Source organism: Acinetobacter pullicarnis (assembly GCF_006352475.1).
GTDB classification, from domain to species: domain Bacteria; phylum Pseudomonadota; class Gammaproteobacteria; order Pseudomonadales; family Moraxellaceae; genus Acinetobacter; species Acinetobacter pullicarnis.
This window is the reverse complement of the sequence record NZ_VCMZ01000001.1, coordinates 52,822-69,917: the sequence shown is the minus strand read 5'-3', so window position 1 is coordinate 69,917 and position 17,096 is coordinate 52,822. Positions and strand designations below refer to the sequence as shown.

Here is a 17,096-nt window from a genome sequence, read left to right as displayed (position 1 = left end):
TCAATGCATCTACATTCAGGAGGCCATGGTAGAAAATTGCGGGGATAAGGAACATCATGAATTTTGGAAGCAGCCTCAAGCAAAACTTGAGGCTGCTTTTAGAGGTTAATTAAAACTAAAAATGAAATTAAAATTATTCCTTCGTGCTGTGCTGTGCATAGCTATTCATCAGATTACGATAATCTGGAATATGGTTGGAAAATAAAGTCCCGAGCCCTTCAACATCATTACGCCAATCGCGGTGTAATTCACATGCAGCGCCAAACCAAGTCATCAACTGTACGCCTGCTTGACTCATACGATCCCATGCCGCATCACGGGTGATTGGATTGAAGGTGCCTGAAGTATCGGTGATCACAAAAACCTCAAAATCATCTGAAATCGCTGAAAGTGCTGGAAAAGCAACACAAACCTCCGTCACAACTCCTGCGATAATCAGTTGTTTTTTCCCAGTCGCTTTTACCGCGTTAACAAAGTCTTCATTATCCCAAGCATTAATTTGACCTGGACGCGCAATATACGGTACATCTGGAAAAAAGGTTTTAAGTTCTGGTACTAATGGACCATTCGGCCCTTGCTCAAAACTTGTGGTCAAAATGGTTGGTAAATTAAAGTACTTCGCCAGTGCTGCCAATGCCAGTACATTATTTTTAAATTTATCCGGATCCATATCACGTACCAAAGAGAGTAGACCAGTTTGATGATCGACTAAAAGTACCGCAGCATTGTCTTTATCTAATCTTACATAAGGTTTTCCCATCTCGAATCTCCAATGACTAAATTAAGTAGATAAGCCATTAATATATATTGATTTATATTAAATAATTAGGGGTCAAAACCAATCAAGATATTCCTATTTTCAGGACAAGTAAAAGTAATACATATATAATTTTATAAAAATGAGATAGATACAGCAGGTGGGGTACAGACGTGTATAGTTTCGATGATTATTACTATTTTTATCTTGTTGTAAAATATGGGGGATTCTCCCAAGCAAGTGCACAAAGTAATATCACTAAATCTAAACTCAGTCGGCGGATTGTCGAGTTAGAAAAACGCTTCCAGATCAAATTAATTCAGCGCTCTACACGGCACTTTAAGGTGACCTCTTTAGGCGAGGCGTTTTATCAAGAATGCGAAGAAATCGTACTTCAAGCAGAAAATGCAGATAACATTTTATTTCAGCAAAAAAGTGAGCCACAAGGCTTGGTACGCATTAGCTGCCCTGAAGTGATGATGCGTTTTCAAATTCGAAAATTACTGAATGATTTTCTTAAAAAACATCCGAAAGTTGAACTTGAGTTGGAGCTTACCAGCCGGCGTGTTGATATCATCCACGATAATATTGATATCGCAATTCGCACCACGTTTGATGACAATGAAAACTCCAGTTTGATTGTCCGAGATCTGGTAAAAACCACGCACTGCTTGGTTGCGAGTCCCTTTTTTTTAGAAAATAATCAATTAGACCAACTTCAGCAGTTAGAACACCTCCCCAGTATTGTATTAGGCACCAAAAAATCACAATATCGTTGGCAGCTCAAAAATATAAAAAGCTTTGAAAGTACCCAGTTGACGTTACATCCTCGTATTCGTTCAAATGATCTGGCTGGTATTTATTATGCTGTCTGTGATGATTTAGGCGTTGCAAATTTACCCTATCTGACTGTTGAAGCCGATCTAAAATCTGGCCGCTTAATCCACCTCTTTCCCGACTGGCAATCAAATATTGGAACGGTGCAATTGGTTTACGCTGATCGCAAAGGACAAAGGCTGGTCGTTGAAAAGTTAATTCAGGTTTTGGTTGAGGGCATTCGAGATTTTGCCAAACATAGTTCTGGCTATATACCGATGAATACGGAATAAAAAATGAGCGCCTAAGCGCTCATTTTTATCCCTCTGGGTATAACCGTTTTAGTCAAATTAATCCTCAGGAATAATTTGATATTCTTTGAGCAATGCACCAATTTGCGTATTGTCCAATTTACGGAACAGCAAATTGCGCAAGAATTTAGGACCCGGTACATCAATCTCTTTACCGTCACGCAAACGTCCAGTTGCAGCAAGCAGGCAACGAATGTCATAGGTCGAATTAAAGACTTCAGGAACACCACGCTCAATATCTAGCAAGGTATAAACCGCTTCCATTGGTGTACGCACAGAATACTCAGTGGTAAAAATACAGTCACGTTGTTTAGATTCCGCAAACTGTCCAATAAAGGCAAAGTTTTTAGCACCATGCGGCACCACATCTGGGCGATCACCCGCTTGGCGTGGCATAAAGAATGCGGTGACATAAGGCATCATCACCGGAACGGTTTTTGCCCCTGTACGCGCCAATTCAGGAATATCCGCAACCGGAACACCCATGTGATAGAGCCACTCTTGGGTAATTTCTTCACCAGTACAATCTTGCATTGGCTTTTTAATGAAATCACCAGGTCGTTCAACAAACAGTGCATAGACCCAAACCACGATTTGATCTTTGGGTTGCTTTTTGAAATGCGGTTGACGATTGACGGTCCAGCTCATTAACCAAGAAGAATCTTTTGCAGTGACAATACCACCCGTCACCACCTTGCCACTAAATGGATCGCGCTTGGTAATTTTTTGAATATATTTAGGAATGCGCGGATCTAAAGTTGTAACTGTTGCAGACTCCCACTTGGTTTCAGGGATATGTGCACAGAATTTTTCTGGATGGCCGAAGGCTGGGTCTTTGGCCGCAATTTTCTTCCACAAGTCCCAAGCAGGTGCCGGACCAGTATTGAGTTTTGCAGCAGTCTGATGATCACCACAGTCTGAATTTTCAGTGAGTGAACCAATGGTGGCAAAAACCAAATCATTTTCAGTCAGTGCAACCCCACCCTCTTTTCCATTTTCAATCCAATGGATATGGGTTGCACGTTTAGCGTCATCCGTAATTTCAAAATCAATATCTTTAACTGTGGTTGCGTATTGGAACTTCACACCATGTTCTGTAAGCCATTTGACCAATGGAAGAACCAAAGATTCATACTGATTATATTTGGTGAATTTAAGTGTAGAGAAATCGGGTAAGCCAACAATATGGTGAATAAAGCGATGTAAATACAGTTTCATTTCTAAAGCAGAATGCCACTCTTCAAAGGCAAACATGGTGCGCCAATACATCCAAAAATTACTATCAAAAAAATCTTGGCTCATAACATCGTTAATTCTTTTATTTTCCATTTCTTCGCGTGTCGCGAGAAATAGTTTAATAATATCTTTTTGTGCGTGTTCATTTAAAGTGAATAGTGTGCCAGTTTTTGCATCTTGTCCTTGGTTTATTGTGGCACGTTGTAAGGACGAGTTCGGATCATCTTTATTCAGCCAGTAAAATTCATCTAATACACTGGCATTTTCTATTTCTATTGAGGGGATAGAGCGAAATAAATCCCATAAACATTCGAAATGGTTTTCCATTTCTCGACCGCCACGGATAATAAAACCTTTTTCTGGTTCGTCTATACCATCTAATGCGCCACCGGCTATGGATTGTTCTTCTAAAATGGTAATTTTTTTACCATCCATTTGCCCATCACGTATTAAAAATGCAGCGCCTGCGAGTGAAGCGAGCCCTGAACCTACAAACCAAGCCGACTTTTGGTCCACGTTGTGTGGCTTTCTTGGTCGTGCAAAAGCGTCATAATTTCCATTGCTGTAATACATTACTATATTCCTGCTTGTTTGAAATACATTCTAAATTACAGCTTTTTAGCCAAATGCACAGCTCTTTAATGTAAAACTGCGTAAGTGAAAACTGAACATTATTCATACTGTTAAGCCAAGCTTATTAATTCTTAAAACGTTGATATGCTATTAGTTTTATCAAGATTTTTGAGATATTCCTGTGAATACATCACGATATGTTTACAGTAATACATTCAGATGCACCAATCTTTGGTTAGGCGCTTACCTCTCTGACCCTCGCTCAAGCTGCCGATTATTTATAAGCTCATGATGTGAAATAAGATCATCGTTTATAGTCAGCCCTATTAGCTGGACCAATCCACTGCCGAAATGAACAAGATGACATGCTGCAAAACAGAAAAAAGTGAATTTCTCAATCAAAATACTGGGTGGGGCTTTTTCCGGTCAGCCGTTTGAAAAAATAAATAAAAGCACTATCACTGGAAAACTCTAAGTAATCGGCTATTTCAGAAATACGTTTTTTTTCTGCCAACAACTTGATTGCTAGTATCAACTTATAATTTTGTCGCCATTGCTGATAACTCATTTGCGTGTCTTTTTTAAAGATGCGAGTTAAGGTTTTTTCACTCACATGCAGTGCATCGGCCAATTCAGTGCGGCTAGGCGGCAATGCATATGTCTCTAATAACGTACGGAGTTTTTGATGCTCAGGCCATTGCAGCGATAAAGCTGCTGCTTGTATCGTGTTGATTTCATCTAAACAGAGCTGCCCCAAATGCAATGCTGAACCTTGCTGCCAATTGGTATCTAAAGGCAACAACATCATGCGTTGTAAAACTGCACGCAGTAACTCCGATGGCATGAAAATTTTACTGTGCATTGCCAGTGTATAAACACTCGGATCGAACCAAACCGAATGATATTGAATCCGCTGTTTCACCTGGATTTGGTGCAACATCTGAGCTGGAATCCAAACCATAAATTGCGGAGTAAGCAAACAGTAATCACGTGATGCTGCCAAATACACCTCAACATAGCCTTCAGTGATATATAGCAATTGACCTTTTTGATGTTGATGTAGGCTGGAGCAATGTTGCTGAAACTCAGAACTGACTGCCAAAATCGGCTGAGGCAGCAAATCCGCATCAAAATCAATTGAAGCATCCACCCATGCCATACGATTGTCCTATTTTCGATGTTTATTGTCTCAATCATTATAAAAGCCCAAGTCTTTTTTTTATATAGTCATGCTTTTGCGCACAAAATGAATAAAGCAACACTCTACTTACTGATTGTTCTGATCATGCTGCCACAAATCGTGGAAACCATTTACAGCCCAGCCTTGCCCAGTTTGGCCCAGGCTTTTAACGTCGCACCCCATGCAATTGCACAAACCCTCTCCCTATATTTTGTGGGCTTTGCTTTCGGGGTACTGCTGTGGGGGATTCTGAGTGATTATATTGGCCGTAAACCCGTACTCCTCCTCGGTTTAATGCTCTATAGCTTGGCCAGCTGTGCCATGCTCTATGTTGAAAATTTTTATCTCCTGTTATTACTCAGATGCTGTACAGGCTTTGCAATTGCAGTCGGCTCAGTGATCACGCAGACCATGTTTCGTGATCAACTCTCCCCCGCTCAAATGATTCCAATCTTTTCCATTGTGGGTGTATTTATTGCCATCAGCCCCAGTATTGGTTTATTTCTTGGTGGTGTACTTACTCAATGGCATGGCTATGTTGCGGTCTTCTATTTTCTTGCCATCAGTTCAGGCTTACTCTGCATCGTCACAGCCGTACTAAGCACCGAAACCCTTAGCCAAAAACCGACGCCACCACCTATAGTTAAAGTCGTCAAACAACTGCTGTGCGACCGTAAAGTCATCGGCTATGCTGCATTAATTACAGGCTATAATTTACTGATTTTTAGTTATTATCTAAAGTCACCCTTTCTATTCGCGCAACATCCAACGGCGCTCACGTGGCTGCCTTATACCGGTATTCTATTTAGTATTGGTGCCTTGCTTGGTGTCATGCTCAATCGCTACTGCTTGAATCACGCACAGCTTAAATGGGTTCAACTCAACAGCAAGCAGCTGTTATTGATGAGTGCGTTGATTTGTTTAGCCGCCAGTGGTTTGAGTTTTAAATTGGCAAACAGTGCCTATTTCTTTGTGCCAATGATTTTGCTCATGTTGGCCTATTCGATGGCGATTCCAATTTTATTGGCACAGGCCCTCTCTCACTACGTCAACTACAAAGGCATTGCGGGTGCTGTACTCGGTTTTATTTACTATATTGCGATTGGCCTGTTGCTAGAAGCATTAAAATGGCTCCCCAATCTCAGCCTCATTTTTAGCAGTGTCAGTGTGGCACTGCTCTTGATTATGTGTGTGATGTTAAAAAAGAAATGCTTGTAATGCAGAACAATGTCCAAGTATGACATTGCGCCATACTTGGATCGGTTGAATATTACGGTCGAATTTCTTTGAGTTCACGCTGAATAAAGTGATCAATCATACTTTTATATAACGCTTCAATCAGGGCTGGATCGACGCCCTGTGCTTGGGCTTGTTCGCGCACCTTTGCCAATACGGCTTCAACACGTTCAGGTGCCTGAACGGCCTGCTCAGTTCGTTTAAAAGGTACAGCTTGGTCAACATAGAACTGCCGCGTAGCGATTAACTCAATCAGATGCTGATCGATCAGATCAATGTGGGTTCTCACCTGTTCAAGTGATTCACATTTCTCTCGGCTCAGCGGTCCAGCCTGAGCGGATGCGAGTGGATTACTTTCTGTCTTACGACTTCCCGTTTTAATCTGCTCAGTTGAATTATTTTGCACTGTTTTTTTCTGATTACTATTACTCTGTATGGTCTTGCTTTCGGTCACACTTTTCTGAATCATTTTGTTCTACAGTATTTTCACTTTTGTACTTTTGTTCTAACACATTACTTAAAATACTTTCAACCATCCAAACACGATATAGGCTATTAAATACGTAGTGTTGCTCTGCAATGTGCAATTCTAATACAGGCAGATTAGGTTGATGCTTCTCAGCGCACAGCGCATCGTTTTGCTGTAAGCGTGCTGCAATATCCATTTCAACCAATTGATCAATGCCAAGTTGCTGTTGAAGTTGTTGAAAATGTGGTGGGTAAGCGAGGTCTTTGGCCTTGGTCCACACCGCTTCTAAAATTTGATGCATCGCATCAATACGTTGTTCTTCTGGCACACTATAAAATAAATGCGCCATATTTAAGGTGGCTTCCGCAGTGGGTCGACAGAATGGTGTAAATTCGACCTCTGTTCGTTTAGACAAGCGTGAAGCAAGCCCCCAATCAAAAAAGTCACGCCCGCAGTAACTCAGTAAATAAAGATTAAGTTGAATATTATAATAACTGGCCAACTCTTCTTTAATATATGCCAACAACAACCAACTAATCGGATCTTCGAGCGCAATATATAAATCGAGTTGAGGATGCATGCCCTGAATCTCAGCCAATTCCGCTGCATCACTGAGTAAATGTTCACGCCATTCAATATGATTAATCAGAAAAATAGGTGCGCCAGTTAATAATTTCTGCTGTCTTAAACGGCGGGCCAAACGTAATAAATCATCGACGGCTTGGTATTGGCGACCACCAAACTCAAAAAAACTGGCCAGTACTGGGGTGTGTACAAAGACACGATCAGGAAAAGCTTTAGGCTGGTGATGCTGACGCGCCATCATGTAGAGGGTGCGCAGTTTTCCATATTGTTGCTGCCACAACATATGAAACACATCTTCAAGTAAATAGAGGAAATTTCGCCCGGTTAATGGGGTGTGACGCAAAATCGTTTCTGCTTGTACTAAAGCTTCTCGACTTGGCTGTTCGGGTTTTTCATTATCAAAACTAAAACGATGCTGATTCGCCAGTATTTTGGCATCGTTTAAACAGTAGTTATGCCATGCTTCTAGACACATCCCATTGGGTGGTTCAGCACTGACATCAGAAATCATAACCTTCAATGGCTTTAATTCTTCACTGAGTAAATCATCGAGTTGAATTAATTGTTGCACCGCAAGATAACTATAAACGTCATCTAAACGTAGATAGATGCTCAGCCCATGCTCTGTCGATAACACCGCTTGGCGACTTGGCTTTTGATAAAACCAGCGCGATCGAATTGGATCAAACCAACGGCGTAACAATGACATGAGATAAACCTCGAAAAAAAACCCTTGTACGTACTACAAGGGTTTATAGCAAGTTGTAAGCGAATGATCAATTATACATCTAAATTTAGATCGGTCACGGCGCCTTTATCTGCACCAGAGGTCAATTTAGCAAACTTTGCTAAAGCCCCATAGCGATAGTTTGGTTTTGGTTTCACCCAAGCCGCTTGACGTACTGCCATTTCTTCATCAGAGATATGTAAAGTCATCTCGTTGCTTTCAGCATTAATCGAAATTTTATCGCCATCTTTGACCAAACCAATCGGGCCACCTTCATAAGCTTCAGGTGTCACATGCCCAATGACAAAACCATGACTCCCGCCAGAGAATCGACCATCCGTAATTAAAGCAACAGATTGACCTAAGCCTTTACCAATAATCGCAGATGTCGGTTTGAGCATTTCACGCATGCCCGGCCCACCTTTAGGTCCTTCCCCACGAATCACCACAACCTCACCAGGTTGGACTTCTCCGTCTAAAATACCGCGCATTGCACCAATTTCACCTTCGAACACACGTGCAGGCCCTTCAAAATAAAGCCCTTCTTTACCTGTGATTTTTGCAACTGCACCCGTTGGCGATAAATTACCTTTCAAAATCACCAGATGTGAGTCTTTTTTCACTGGCGCTTCAAATGGGAAAATAATCTGCTGACCTTCTGGGTAATCTTGTACATCGGCCAAGTTCTCAGCCAAAGTTTTGCCGGTAACCGTCAAGCAACTGCCATCTAACATGCCACGATCAAGCATACGCTTCATGAGCGGTTGAATACCACCGATTGCAATCAACTCAGACATCGAGTATTTACCCGATGGACGCACGTCTGCCAACACAGGAATCTCTTTACCAATCCGCGTGAAGTCATCTAAGGTAATGTCAACCTGTGCAGTATGTGCCATCGCAATTAAATGCAGCACACCATTGGTTGACCCACCCAAAGCAATCAGAACTTTAATCGCATTTTCAAAGGCCGATTTGGTCATGATATCCCGTGGTTTAAGGTCTAAACGCAGTAGGTTCATCACTGCCTCGCCCGCACGTTCGCAATCGAGCAACTTATCTTGAGAAACTGCTTCTTGTGCAGATGAGCCCGGTAAACTCATCCCTAACGCTTCAATTGCAGATGCCATGGAATTGGCGGTATACATACCACCACACGAGCCCGGCCCCGGAATTGCCACTTCTTCAATATGTTTCACTTGAATTTCGTTATATTCGCCTTTGGCATATTTCCCAACGGCTTCAAATACTGAAATAATATCTGTATTGCCTTCACCTGGCTTAATCGAGCCACCATAAATAAAGAGACCAGGGCGGTTTAGACGTGCCAAGCCCATGATGCAACCTGGCATATTTTTATCACAACCACCAATCGCAATGACGCCATCATAGCCCTGACATCCCACCACGGCTTCAATTGAATCCGCGATAATTTCACGTGACAGCAATGAGTATTTCATGCCCTCAGTACCATTTGAAATACCATCAGAAATCGTAATGGTATTAAAAATAATGCCTTTACCACCAGCAACATTGACGCCAGTCTCGACTTCACGCGCCAAACCATCAATGTGCATATTACATGGCGTGACATTGGCCCAAGTGGATGCAATGCCAATTTGTGGCTTTTCAAAATCTGCATCGGTAAATCCAACTGGACGCAACATTGAACGTGCAGGTGCATTTTCCACCCCGTCAAATACAGGCCCTGAATGTTCGCGTATATTGTCTTTACTCATGAAATGGCACTCCGTGGCGTAGCTGATTAGCCTAGCGAATGATCGTAAATACGATCTTTAAAATATTCTTCATTCTATACAAGCCTCAGACAGACTGAAAGCTGATGCAGTGCAGCATAGGTGTATTTCAACCAAAACTTTTATGAATAATTTTTTTGTTTTATATAACCTTTTTTTATTATAAGTCGATAAGCGCGCACTCTACTGTGCTTTGATGCAACCTTTTCTATGACAACGCGATCCCATCTTCAGCAGCATTCAACAAAAGTATCGCACGGCAAAGTAAGTTATTTAAACACAACAAAATCCGATAGATAATTTTAAATTATCTTCTAAGATATTCAGTATTCTGATGCATTGAATCTACTTTTTTGAAGGCCGTAAAATTGAAAAAAAATCTGACGCTTATACTGTTCTCTGCTTGCATTTCACTGGCAACGACCACAACTTTTGCCAAAACACAGGAAAAATCAATTCACTTTATAAAAGGTACAGACCACAGCAAAATTGCAGGCAGTTTTACTGGATATGATGATATTCATTATAAGGTCTATGCTAAAAAAGGTCAGACCCTTAAATTTAACCTCGAAAGTAATCAAGGCTTGGCTTATCTCAATATTTTTGCGCCAGAAGACCAACCGGGTAAGGCCAATGCGCTATTGATTGGTTCTAGCGCCGGATCTGTTGGCGAAATCGTCTTGCCTACCACAGGCGCATATACCTTACAGGTCTATCAAATGCGCAATTCAGCACGTCAAAATAAAACCGTAAAGTTTAACCTTGCGCTTAAAATCCCCAAATAATCATTTTTACCTGCTGGTAGTTGCAACCTTGTTATACAAGCAAGGTTGCAGATGCAATACTTTAATTACAAACAACTATTATGCAATGTTAAGTAAATATCAGCGCATATTTACAGGCTCAAATACGCATTTTGTTGATTTCATATTTGACCAAGCACTGCTATCACCACTCAAAGTTTACTACACTGCGCTTGGTATTGCCGTTTGCGCTGGGACAAATGAAGCCAAATGCTCTAAAGCGACTAAGACCCACCCCGACTGCAAACTATTCACCAATATACCGCCAACAAAACGATCCATTCGAATGACATAAGTCAAATAAGCGAGCAAGGTATCCTCATCAAAACTGGTGATTTTCTCTTGCATTAATGCATGATTTTGCGACAAATGTTGTTGATAATCGACCACCATATACTCACTCATCCCTGCAACAAAATCCTTGGAAATGCGGTGTATCTGAGCGCGTTCACTTTCTTTATTCAGATTTTTCAATTGCGGAATAAGTGTCAATAACTGAGTATATTTATCCATGTCACTGCTTTTCATCCAAGTCAATTACAGTATCAATCTATCTTAAAAACAGCATGAACAAAATCAATAATTGCTTAAATATGCAGTAACACGTCATCTCATGTCGTATGACCAAAAATTATAAATAAGACCAAATACTTCAGCACCTTATCAATATAAGGTGTAATAGAACATTGTATGCAAACAATTAACTTATGCAGCACCTGACCATCATATCCTGACATTACGGCCTAGAGATCAATGCTGATATCAAACACATACTACTGCGACCCAGCTCAAATACGCCAAAGCAACGATCATAAACTCCTCATTTAAAATCAAATAACACCCACTTCGCAGTCTTAGCGTTTAGCAGATACTTTTGTTATGTCACTTAACACTTTTGCTGTCCACCAACTGAGGAGCAACAGCAAAACACCTGTGTAATGCTCCAAGCAATTCAGTTAAATATAGTCTCTTCCCAAAACAACAAAAATGGTATTTTCATGGCTGGTGGTGCACAACTTATTATCTCTGCACAGGGTATAACCCTAAAAACGGCGAACACCTTTAAAGTGCTTGCTGGTCAACATCAATTTGAAGCTGGCGAAGCTGTTGCGATCACTCAAACGGTTTTGGCCAATTCCACTGACTCATATAGCAATCAATTTAATTACGTCATCAATTCTGCTAAGACCTGTGTAAATTATTCGTTTAAAGCCTTTGTGCTCGATCAAGCTGCTGGCAAATTACTGGCTTGTAATACCCCAAATCAAACCGATCTCAGCTCACAGCGATTTCATACACCCGAACCACAAGCTGTGATTGGCCTACTTGCATTGAGTGATCAAATCACCGCCCAGCAAAACAATCATATTGAGCATTCAGATATAAGTGACCCGCTTTTAGATGAAGCCTTAAATGCAAATCTAAACCTTAGCTCAAACCTAAATGACGGGCCCTAAACATGCCGACACTGGTCACCGTCAAAATTCTGGTCTTTGATCGTGATGGTCAAAGCATGCCTGGCTTTCCGCTAATACGTGGTCCGAAAAATGGAACCATGGCCACAGAAGCCTATACGGACAAAAATGGTGCTTTTGAATTCCAAGCCTCACCCAATCGTGAGATTGACATTAAACTACTCAGCCCAGACAACCGCTTCAATGAACAGTTTAGTTGTAAATCTGGAGATACATTAAAGACTTACCGCATCACCCTCAAATCAGCCAAGCCCCAATATTTATCGACAACCAAGCTGATTTGGGTCAGTTTATATTCCAAGGTCAATATTCCACATAGCAGCTTCAACATCCGCTACCAAGGCAAAACTGGGATCTTAACAGCAGTGAATGGAGAGACAGAGATCCAGTCTATTGTTGGAGAGCCAGTAGAACTCAGTTACATCTTTCCCGATGGCAAAACACGATCAAAAAGCATAATTTATATGGCAAAAAGGGTAAATCCAAATCCCTTGATCATTACTGTCGATACGCTCATCAGCAGCACCAATACCGCCACCAACCGCCCCAACACACCAGCAACCATTGCCCCCAACACCACTGATTGCACAGCAAAATTTCAAAAAATATCCAAAATTATCCTGCGTCATGAAGGTGGCTATGTCAATGATCCTAGCGATTCAGGTGGCGCGACCAACAAAGGCATTGCTTGGAACACCTGGACTGCCTTTGCACAAACCGATTTGGGTCTTGCCCCCACCCTTCAAAATTTAAAAAACCTTTCGGATACTCAAGCTGAAATTATTTATCGAAAAAGATATTGGGAACCCAAAGGCTTTTGTCAGATCAGCAATGATCGCGTAGGTTTGATGGTCTACGATTGGACCATCACTTCTGGTGGCGCAAGCAAGGAAATTCAAAAGCTTTTGGTCAATCATTATCATCAAAACATCGCAATTGATGGTGCGATGGGACCACAAACCATTCAGGCATTAAATGCCGTTTCAGATCAAATCGCACTTCTGAACGCGATTACCAATATTCGAAAAAACTACTATACTGCACTGGCCTTCCAAGCAAATGGCGCAAAAACCAAGAACCATAAATTCTTACAGGGATGGCTCAATCGAGTAGATGACTGCTTAAAGGCAACACTATGAATATTCGTTTCTTATTGCTCGGACTTTTATACGCAAATCATGCTGTCGCTTATGTTTCGACGCCACAGGTGATCGGGCATTGGGTTGAAGAGGCCGAAGAAAAACTGCAAGCGCATTCCAATATTCAACATGTTCCAATGCATGTATTTACAGTGGAGATCGACACAGCTGATAAACATATCTCCGGTAACTACTGTTATGTCTCGAATTATGGCAATAAAATCGATTGCAACAATCCATTTAATGGTCAGAAAACATCGAGCAATCACTATAAAATTAATTTCAATAGTTCTTTTGGCGGCATGCATGGTCTAGCTGAACTACGTGTCACCGATGATGATCGACTGCTCTGGCAAATCCTGCGCTTTCCACAGCATGGAGACTACTCTATTCCCAAACATGCAGTATTACATCGCAGTCAAGCCGTGGAAAAATACCTGACGATCAATAAAACCAAAGTTTTTATTTGCAAAGAAGCAGATGCCAAATCTAGCACGCGAAGCTACCTCGTCTTGGGTGATAAAGTCATTGTGACCAATAAAAAAGACAATGCTTGGCTGCAAATTGAATTTAAAGGTCAACTGTTGGGTTGGATTAAAGCTGCGGATGTGGATTGATGCATCGTGATAAATACCACAGCATATTTTCAACCTAAGATGGAGCCGTGTTTAAATAAAATAAGCAAAAAACAAAGTCTATTGCTTCATTCATCGACTTACTAGCTTCTGTAATAAAATACAAGTAATTGAAATAATATATATTTTATGATGGCTTTCTACTTCCTAACCAATTATCACAATAACAGCTTTGCTCATTTTGAACGAATGTTGCTATGCTACTTTGAATAAGAAATAAGATTAGGGGTACCAATGATCCACCCTATTTTTTTAATAAATAGCTATAAAACAATAATCAAATGATTTCTTCAAATAAAAACGATTATAAAATTTAGGAGATAACTCATGGCAAAAGGTTTTGCTATCCATAATGCACCAACAGATCACGGCGGTATCATTCCCTCCACTCAGATGAGAAGTGCGCAGATGGGAAATTTGTTTGTACGCGCTGGAGATGGCCATTTCTGTCCGAAATGTAATTGTTGGTCAACGGTCATCAAGAGCCACGACCATATTATTTTTGATGATAAAGCGGTTGCTTATGTTGGAGATAAATTGACGTGTGGGGCGAAGATTTTGCCACAACAAAGTCATGTGGTTGGAGAGAGTGGTGGCAATTCAAACTCCGTATTTAACTCAACATTAGAAGCAAAAAATTCTCAGATAAATAGCTTTACGAATAATATCCATGCTGAGGAAAAATATGAAAACTATTATATTGAGCAAGATAAAACAAATATTTTTAAGAAGTTCATAACAATTTTACCCCCATATGATTCTGATGGAAAAGGCTTTTCAATTTTACACTCCTTGTCTGGCGTAATAAGTTTTTTCATAAATTACGTCTTAAAGGGGACAAAACTTTTTATTAGTATTTCGGCTTATACTGACCCATTAAATCGTAATGCGGCAGTATTTCCGTATGCAACAGCATATATTTCTAGAGATCAAAAACAAATAGCTATTAAAAAAGTAGATGATACAACTGGCTTATGGAATCTTGATAATGGCAGAGTTCCAGTCGGTAGTGCTGAAATTAACTTACCGAAATCAAATTTATCACTAGTAACTGTTGAGTTGAAGTTAGGTTATGCAGCGCAAATAACTGGTTCTGGCGTTATATATCCTATACCAGCGTTTACTACATTCACATTTACCTTAACATCGATAGCAAAGCGAATATCATGATTAAAAAAACACATTTAGCTTCAGTCCTATTACTCTCGACTATTTCTATCGCCTGTAACAATACGACTCAATCTGAAAGCAAGCCCTTAGATGTTTCTCCAACAAATAAAGAGATAAAAGAACAACTCAGTCAGGATGACTTAGCACTGATAAAACAATCAAATTTAATTCTAGAAAAATTATCAACTGAAGATACTGACAAGGTTAAAAATGAGTTGAAAGCATTTATTCCTCAAGCACTTAAAATCAAAAACAAAAAAGCAAAAAATACGGTGTTAATGAATATTTTTGTACAAAGCAAAATGTATCCTGAAGCATTAGAATTAACAGATTCAATGTTAGCCGATCATCCCGATAATGCAGGGACACAGAAATTTAAATGTTTATTGTTAAAAAACATAAATCGGACAGACCAAGAAATTAAAAATTGTTATGCAATAACAGCTTCTTTGGTTAAAACTCAGTTGAATCAGATAGATGAAATGGATTCTCTACATCCATATATCCTGTGGGCTTACTATTCAGCGATGTATCATGCTGGAGGTGACGAATACAAAAATAAGCTACAAACCATCGTACGCACTCAAACTGATGAAAATAAAAAAAATCAATTTGAATCAATGTATGAAGCTGAAATGTCCGAGCAACAACTGCCATGACTTAAGAATAAAAAGCATAAATGGAGGAATGATAATATCTTATCCTCATCAACTGGCTTTTATTCAAAACACCCAGATTACCGTGGCTAAATCCCCGTATAATTATTCACCCAAGCCAATATGTTTAAAGCGAATATCCTGTGAATCGCACAGCCAGACTAATCACCCTATTGCAATTACTCCGTTCTTATCGCTATCCAGTCACTGCACAGGCTCTAGCGACTGAACTAGCAGTCAGTGTACGCACGATTTATCGTGATTTAGAAATTTTGCGTGACCAAGGAGCCAATATACAAGGTGAAGCTGGTTTGGGTTATGTCCTACAACAAGATCTCTCCTTACCGCCGCTAAACTTAAACCAAGCCGAAGTTGAAGCCTTGGTACTAGGCTTGCGTTGGGTCTGCCGACATACCGATAGCCATTTGATCGATGCAGCCAAACATCTCTATCATAAAATCAACCAAGCTCTGCCCGCGAGCTTACAACATAATATTGAAAATTCATCTTTGTTGGTCGGTAGTCATTATTCACATCAACACGGTGAAAGTGGTTTTACCCCAGAAATTCACCACGCCATACAAAATCAAACTGTTTTAGAGCTTCAATATCTCGACTTAAAACAACAACCCAGCCAGCGCCGAATTTACCCCTTGGGCTTGGCCTATTTTGAAAATATACGTTTGCTGATTGCTTGGTGCGAAATTCGCAGTGCCTTTCGACACTTTAGACTGGATCGGATACAAGCTTTGCATCGAACTCAGGAGCAGTATCAACCGAGTCGTGCCTATCTCATGCGACAATGGTTTCAGGAAACCGGCATTCCACTCCAAGACTTTTACTTTGATCAGCCCAAGCCTACTGACACGATCTGACACAACAGCCTTTTAATATCTGAGAGATCGATAGCACTTTCTATTTTAAGGGAATTCATATGTCAGACTTAACTTTATACACCCATCCGCACTCACGCGGTGTCAGCATCTCTTGGATGCTTGAGGAATGCCAAGCCAACTATCAAGTAAAGCTATTGCAGTTTCATACCAGCATGAAGGCTCCAGAATATCTTGCCCTGAACCCTGCGGGTAAAGTCCCGACCCTGACAGATGGTGCAGTGGTGATCAGCGAAACCGCTGCTATTTTAACTTATTTGGCCGATCAATATCCTGAACGTCAGTTGGCTCCTGCCGTGACTAGCCCGCAACGTGGTGAATATTATAAATGGCTATTTTTCTTCTGTAATCAGTTGGAACCCGCCCTGACCAATAAAAAACATGCAATTATTGACGTCACCGATAAAATGCACTTCGAACTTGGCTATGCCAGCTTGGATGTCATCATCCAGCAATATAGTCAGCATTTAAGTCAAAATCGTTATCTTTTAGGTGAGCAATTTACGGCGGCGGATATTCAATTGACGGGCCTACTGGTTTGGGCGAATACTTTTCAAGATATTATTCAATTAGATCAAACCTTAACGGACTACGTTGCAAGCAACACACAACGTGAAGCCTTTGTTCGAGCCATGCAGTTAAACCAAGACTACACCGCAAAAATGCAAGACTAAACTT

At 40.6% G+C, this 17,096-nt stretch carries 16 protein-coding genes and 1 pseudogene; 10 read left to right on the top strand and 7 right to left on the bottom strand.

Annotation, left to right across the window (positions count from 1 at the left end; translation table 11 throughout):
- Positions 1–133: 133 nt before the first annotated feature.
- The gene (ycaC, locus tag FD716_RS00285; RefSeq protein WP_139850431.1) at positions 134–760 is read right to left on the bottom strand and encodes an isochorismate family cysteine hydrolase YcaC; all 627 of its coding nucleotides are present in this window, start codon (positions 758–760) and stop codon (positions 134–136) included.
- 170 nt (positions 761–930) lie between these two features.
- Between ycaC and FD716_RS00280 the strand changes: the two genes are divergently transcribed.
- The gene (locus FD716_RS00280; protein WP_139850430.1) at positions 931–1,866 is read left to right on the top strand and encodes a LysR substrate-binding domain-containing protein; all 936 of its coding nucleotides are present in this window, start codon (positions 931–933) and stop codon (positions 1,864–1,866) included.
- A 57-nt stretch (positions 1,867–1,923) separates the two neighbouring features.
- Here FD716_RS00280 and FD716_RS00275 read toward each other — a convergent pair whose 3' ends face one another.
- Complete coding sequence (locus tag FD716_RS00275) at positions 1,924–3,693, bottom strand: oleate hydratase (RefSeq protein ID WP_139850429.1); 1,770 nt, start codon at positions 3,691–3,693, stop codon at positions 1,924–1,926.
- Between the two features lie 394 nt (positions 3,694–4,087).
- The gene (locus FD716_RS00270; protein WP_139850428.1) at positions 4,088–4,852 is read right to left on the bottom strand and encodes a helix-turn-helix domain-containing protein; all 765 of its coding nucleotides are present in this window, start codon (positions 4,850–4,852) and stop codon (positions 4,088–4,090) included.
- Between the two features lie 87 nt (positions 4,853–4,939).
- Here FD716_RS00270 and FD716_RS00265 point away from each other — a divergent pair, with 87 nt between their 5' ends.
- Entirely contained in the window at positions 4,940–6,091 is a 1,152-nt protein-coding gene (locus FD716_RS00265; protein WP_171476966.1) for an MFS transporter, read from the top strand.
- A 52-nt stretch (positions 6,092–6,143) separates the two neighbouring features.
- Here FD716_RS00265 and FD716_RS00260 read toward each other — a convergent pair whose 3' ends face one another.
- From FD716_RS00260 to ilvD, 3 genes are all read right to left on the bottom strand, one after another.
- Complete coding sequence (locus tag FD716_RS00260) at positions 6,144–6,431, bottom strand: chorismate mutase (protein WP_139853573.1); 288 nt, start codon at positions 6,429–6,431, stop codon at positions 6,144–6,146.
- A 103-nt stretch (positions 6,432–6,534) separates the two neighbouring features.
- Positions 6,535–7,872: a hypothetical protein gene (locus FD716_RS00255; protein ID WP_139850426.1), complete on the bottom strand. Its 1,338-nt coding sequence runs from the start codon at positions 7,870–7,872 to the stop codon at positions 6,535–6,537.
- Positions 7,873–7,943: 71 nt separating this feature from the next.
- Positions 7,944–9,629, bottom strand: coding sequence for a dihydroxy-acid dehydratase (ilvD, locus tag FD716_RS00250; protein ID WP_139850425.1), 1,686 nt, complete (start codon positions 9,627–9,629; stop codon positions 7,944–7,946).
- Positions 9,630–10,015: 386 nt separating this feature from the next.
- Here ilvD and FD716_RS00245 point away from each other — a divergent pair, with 386 nt between their 5' ends.
- Positions 10,016–10,432: a DNA breaking-rejoining protein gene (locus tag FD716_RS00245; RefSeq protein WP_139850424.1), complete on the top strand. Its 417-nt coding sequence runs from the start codon at positions 10,016–10,018 to the stop codon at positions 10,430–10,432.
- 180 nt (positions 10,433–10,612) lie between these two features.
- Here FD716_RS00245 and FD716_RS00240 read toward each other — a convergent pair whose 3' ends face one another.
- Positions 10,613–10,963: a DUF6508 domain-containing protein gene (locus tag FD716_RS00240; RefSeq protein ID WP_139850423.1), complete on the bottom strand. Its 351-nt coding sequence runs from the start codon at positions 10,961–10,963 to the stop codon at positions 10,613–10,615.
- Positions 10,964–11,448: 485 nt separating this feature from the next.
- Between FD716_RS00240 and FD716_RS00235 the strand changes: the two genes are divergently transcribed.
- The 7 genes and pseudogenes from FD716_RS00235 (at position 11,449) to FD716_RS00205 (ending at position 17,092) form a co-directional block, all read left to right on the top strand.
- The gene (locus FD716_RS00235) at positions 11,449–11,907 is read left to right on the top strand and encodes a hypothetical protein (protein ID WP_139850422.1); all 459 of its coding nucleotides are present in this window, start codon (positions 11,449–11,451) and stop codon (positions 11,905–11,907) included.
- 2 nt (positions 11,908–11,909) lie between these two features.
- The gene (locus FD716_RS00230; protein WP_139850421.1) at positions 11,910–13,064 is read left to right on the top strand and encodes a glycoside hydrolase family 108 protein; all 1,155 of its coding nucleotides are present in this window, start codon (positions 11,910–11,912) and stop codon (positions 13,062–13,064) included.
- Entirely contained in the window at positions 13,061–13,681 is a 621-nt protein-coding gene (locus FD716_RS00225) for an SH3 domain-containing protein (RefSeq protein WP_139850420.1), read from the top strand. The genes FD716_RS00230 and FD716_RS00225 overlap by 4 nt, the downstream gene beginning before the upstream one ends.
- A gap of 345 nt (positions 13,682–14,026) precedes the next feature.
- A pseudogene (locus tag FD716_RS00220) lies at positions 14,027–14,300 on the top strand (PAAR domain-containing protein); the annotation flags it as partial.
- Between the two features lie 565 nt (positions 14,301–14,865).
- Complete coding sequence (locus tag FD716_RS00215; protein ID WP_139850419.1) at positions 14,866–15,528, top strand: hypothetical protein; 663 nt, start codon at positions 14,866–14,868, stop codon at positions 15,526–15,528.
- 140 nt (positions 15,529–15,668) lie between these two features.
- A complete protein-coding gene (locus FD716_RS00210; RefSeq protein ID WP_139850418.1) occupies positions 15,669–16,400 on the top strand; it encodes a helix-turn-helix transcriptional regulator in 732 nt (243 codons plus the stop codon).
- A 59-nt stretch (positions 16,401–16,459) separates the two neighbouring features.
- Positions 16,460–17,092: a glutathione S-transferase family protein gene (locus tag FD716_RS00205; protein ID WP_139850417.1), complete on the top strand. Its 633-nt coding sequence runs from the start codon at positions 16,460–16,462 to the stop codon at positions 17,090–17,092.
- Positions 17,093–17,096 lie beyond the last annotated feature (4 nt).

What these genes read in the sequence shown, in the direction of transcription:
- FD716_RS00225 (WP_139850420.1), top strand. Translation starts at nt 13,061, where the DNA reads ATGAATATTCGTTTCTTATTGCTCGGACTTTTATACGCAAATCATGCT.
- ilvD (WP_139850425.1), bottom strand. Translation starts at nt 9,629, where the DNA reads ATGAGTAAAGACAATATACGCGAACATTCAGGGCCTGTATTTGACGGG.
- FD716_RS00230 (WP_139850421.1), top strand. Translation starts at nt 11,910, where the DNA reads ATGCCGACACTGGTCACCGTCAAAATTCTGGTCTTTGATCGTGATGGT.
- FD716_RS00255 (WP_139850426.1), bottom strand. Translation starts at nt 7,872, where the DNA reads ATGTCATTGTTACGCCGTTGGTTTGATCCAATTCGATCGCGCTGGTTT.
- FD716_RS00265 (WP_171476966.1), top strand. Translation starts at nt 4,940, where the DNA reads ATGAATAAAGCAACACTCTACTTACTGATTGTTCTGATCATGCTGCCA.
- FD716_RS00215 (WP_139850419.1), top strand. Translation starts at nt 14,866, where the DNA reads ATGATTAAAAAAACACATTTAGCTTCAGTCCTATTACTCTCGACTATT.
- FD716_RS00235 (WP_139850422.1), top strand. Translation starts at nt 11,449, where the DNA reads ATGGCTGGTGGTGCACAACTTATTATCTCTGCACAGGGTATAACCCTA.
- FD716_RS00275 (WP_139850429.1), bottom strand. Translation starts at nt 3,693, where the DNA reads ATGTATTACAGCAATGGAAATTATGACGCTTTTGCACGACCAAGAAAG.
- FD716_RS00270 (WP_139850428.1), bottom strand. Translation starts at nt 4,852, where the DNA reads ATGGCATGGGTGGATGCTTCAATTGATTTTGATGCGGATTTGCTGCCT.
- FD716_RS00240 (WP_139850423.1), bottom strand. Translation starts at nt 10,963, where the DNA reads ATGGATAAATATACTCAGTTATTGACACTTATTCCGCAATTGAAAAAT.
- ycaC (WP_139850431.1), bottom strand. Translation starts at nt 760, where the DNA reads ATGGGAAAACCTTATGTAAGATTAGATAAAGACAATGCTGCGGTACTT.
- FD716_RS00205 (WP_139850417.1), top strand. Translation starts at nt 16,460, where the DNA reads ATGTCAGACTTAACTTTATACACCCATCCGCACTCACGCGGTGTCAGC.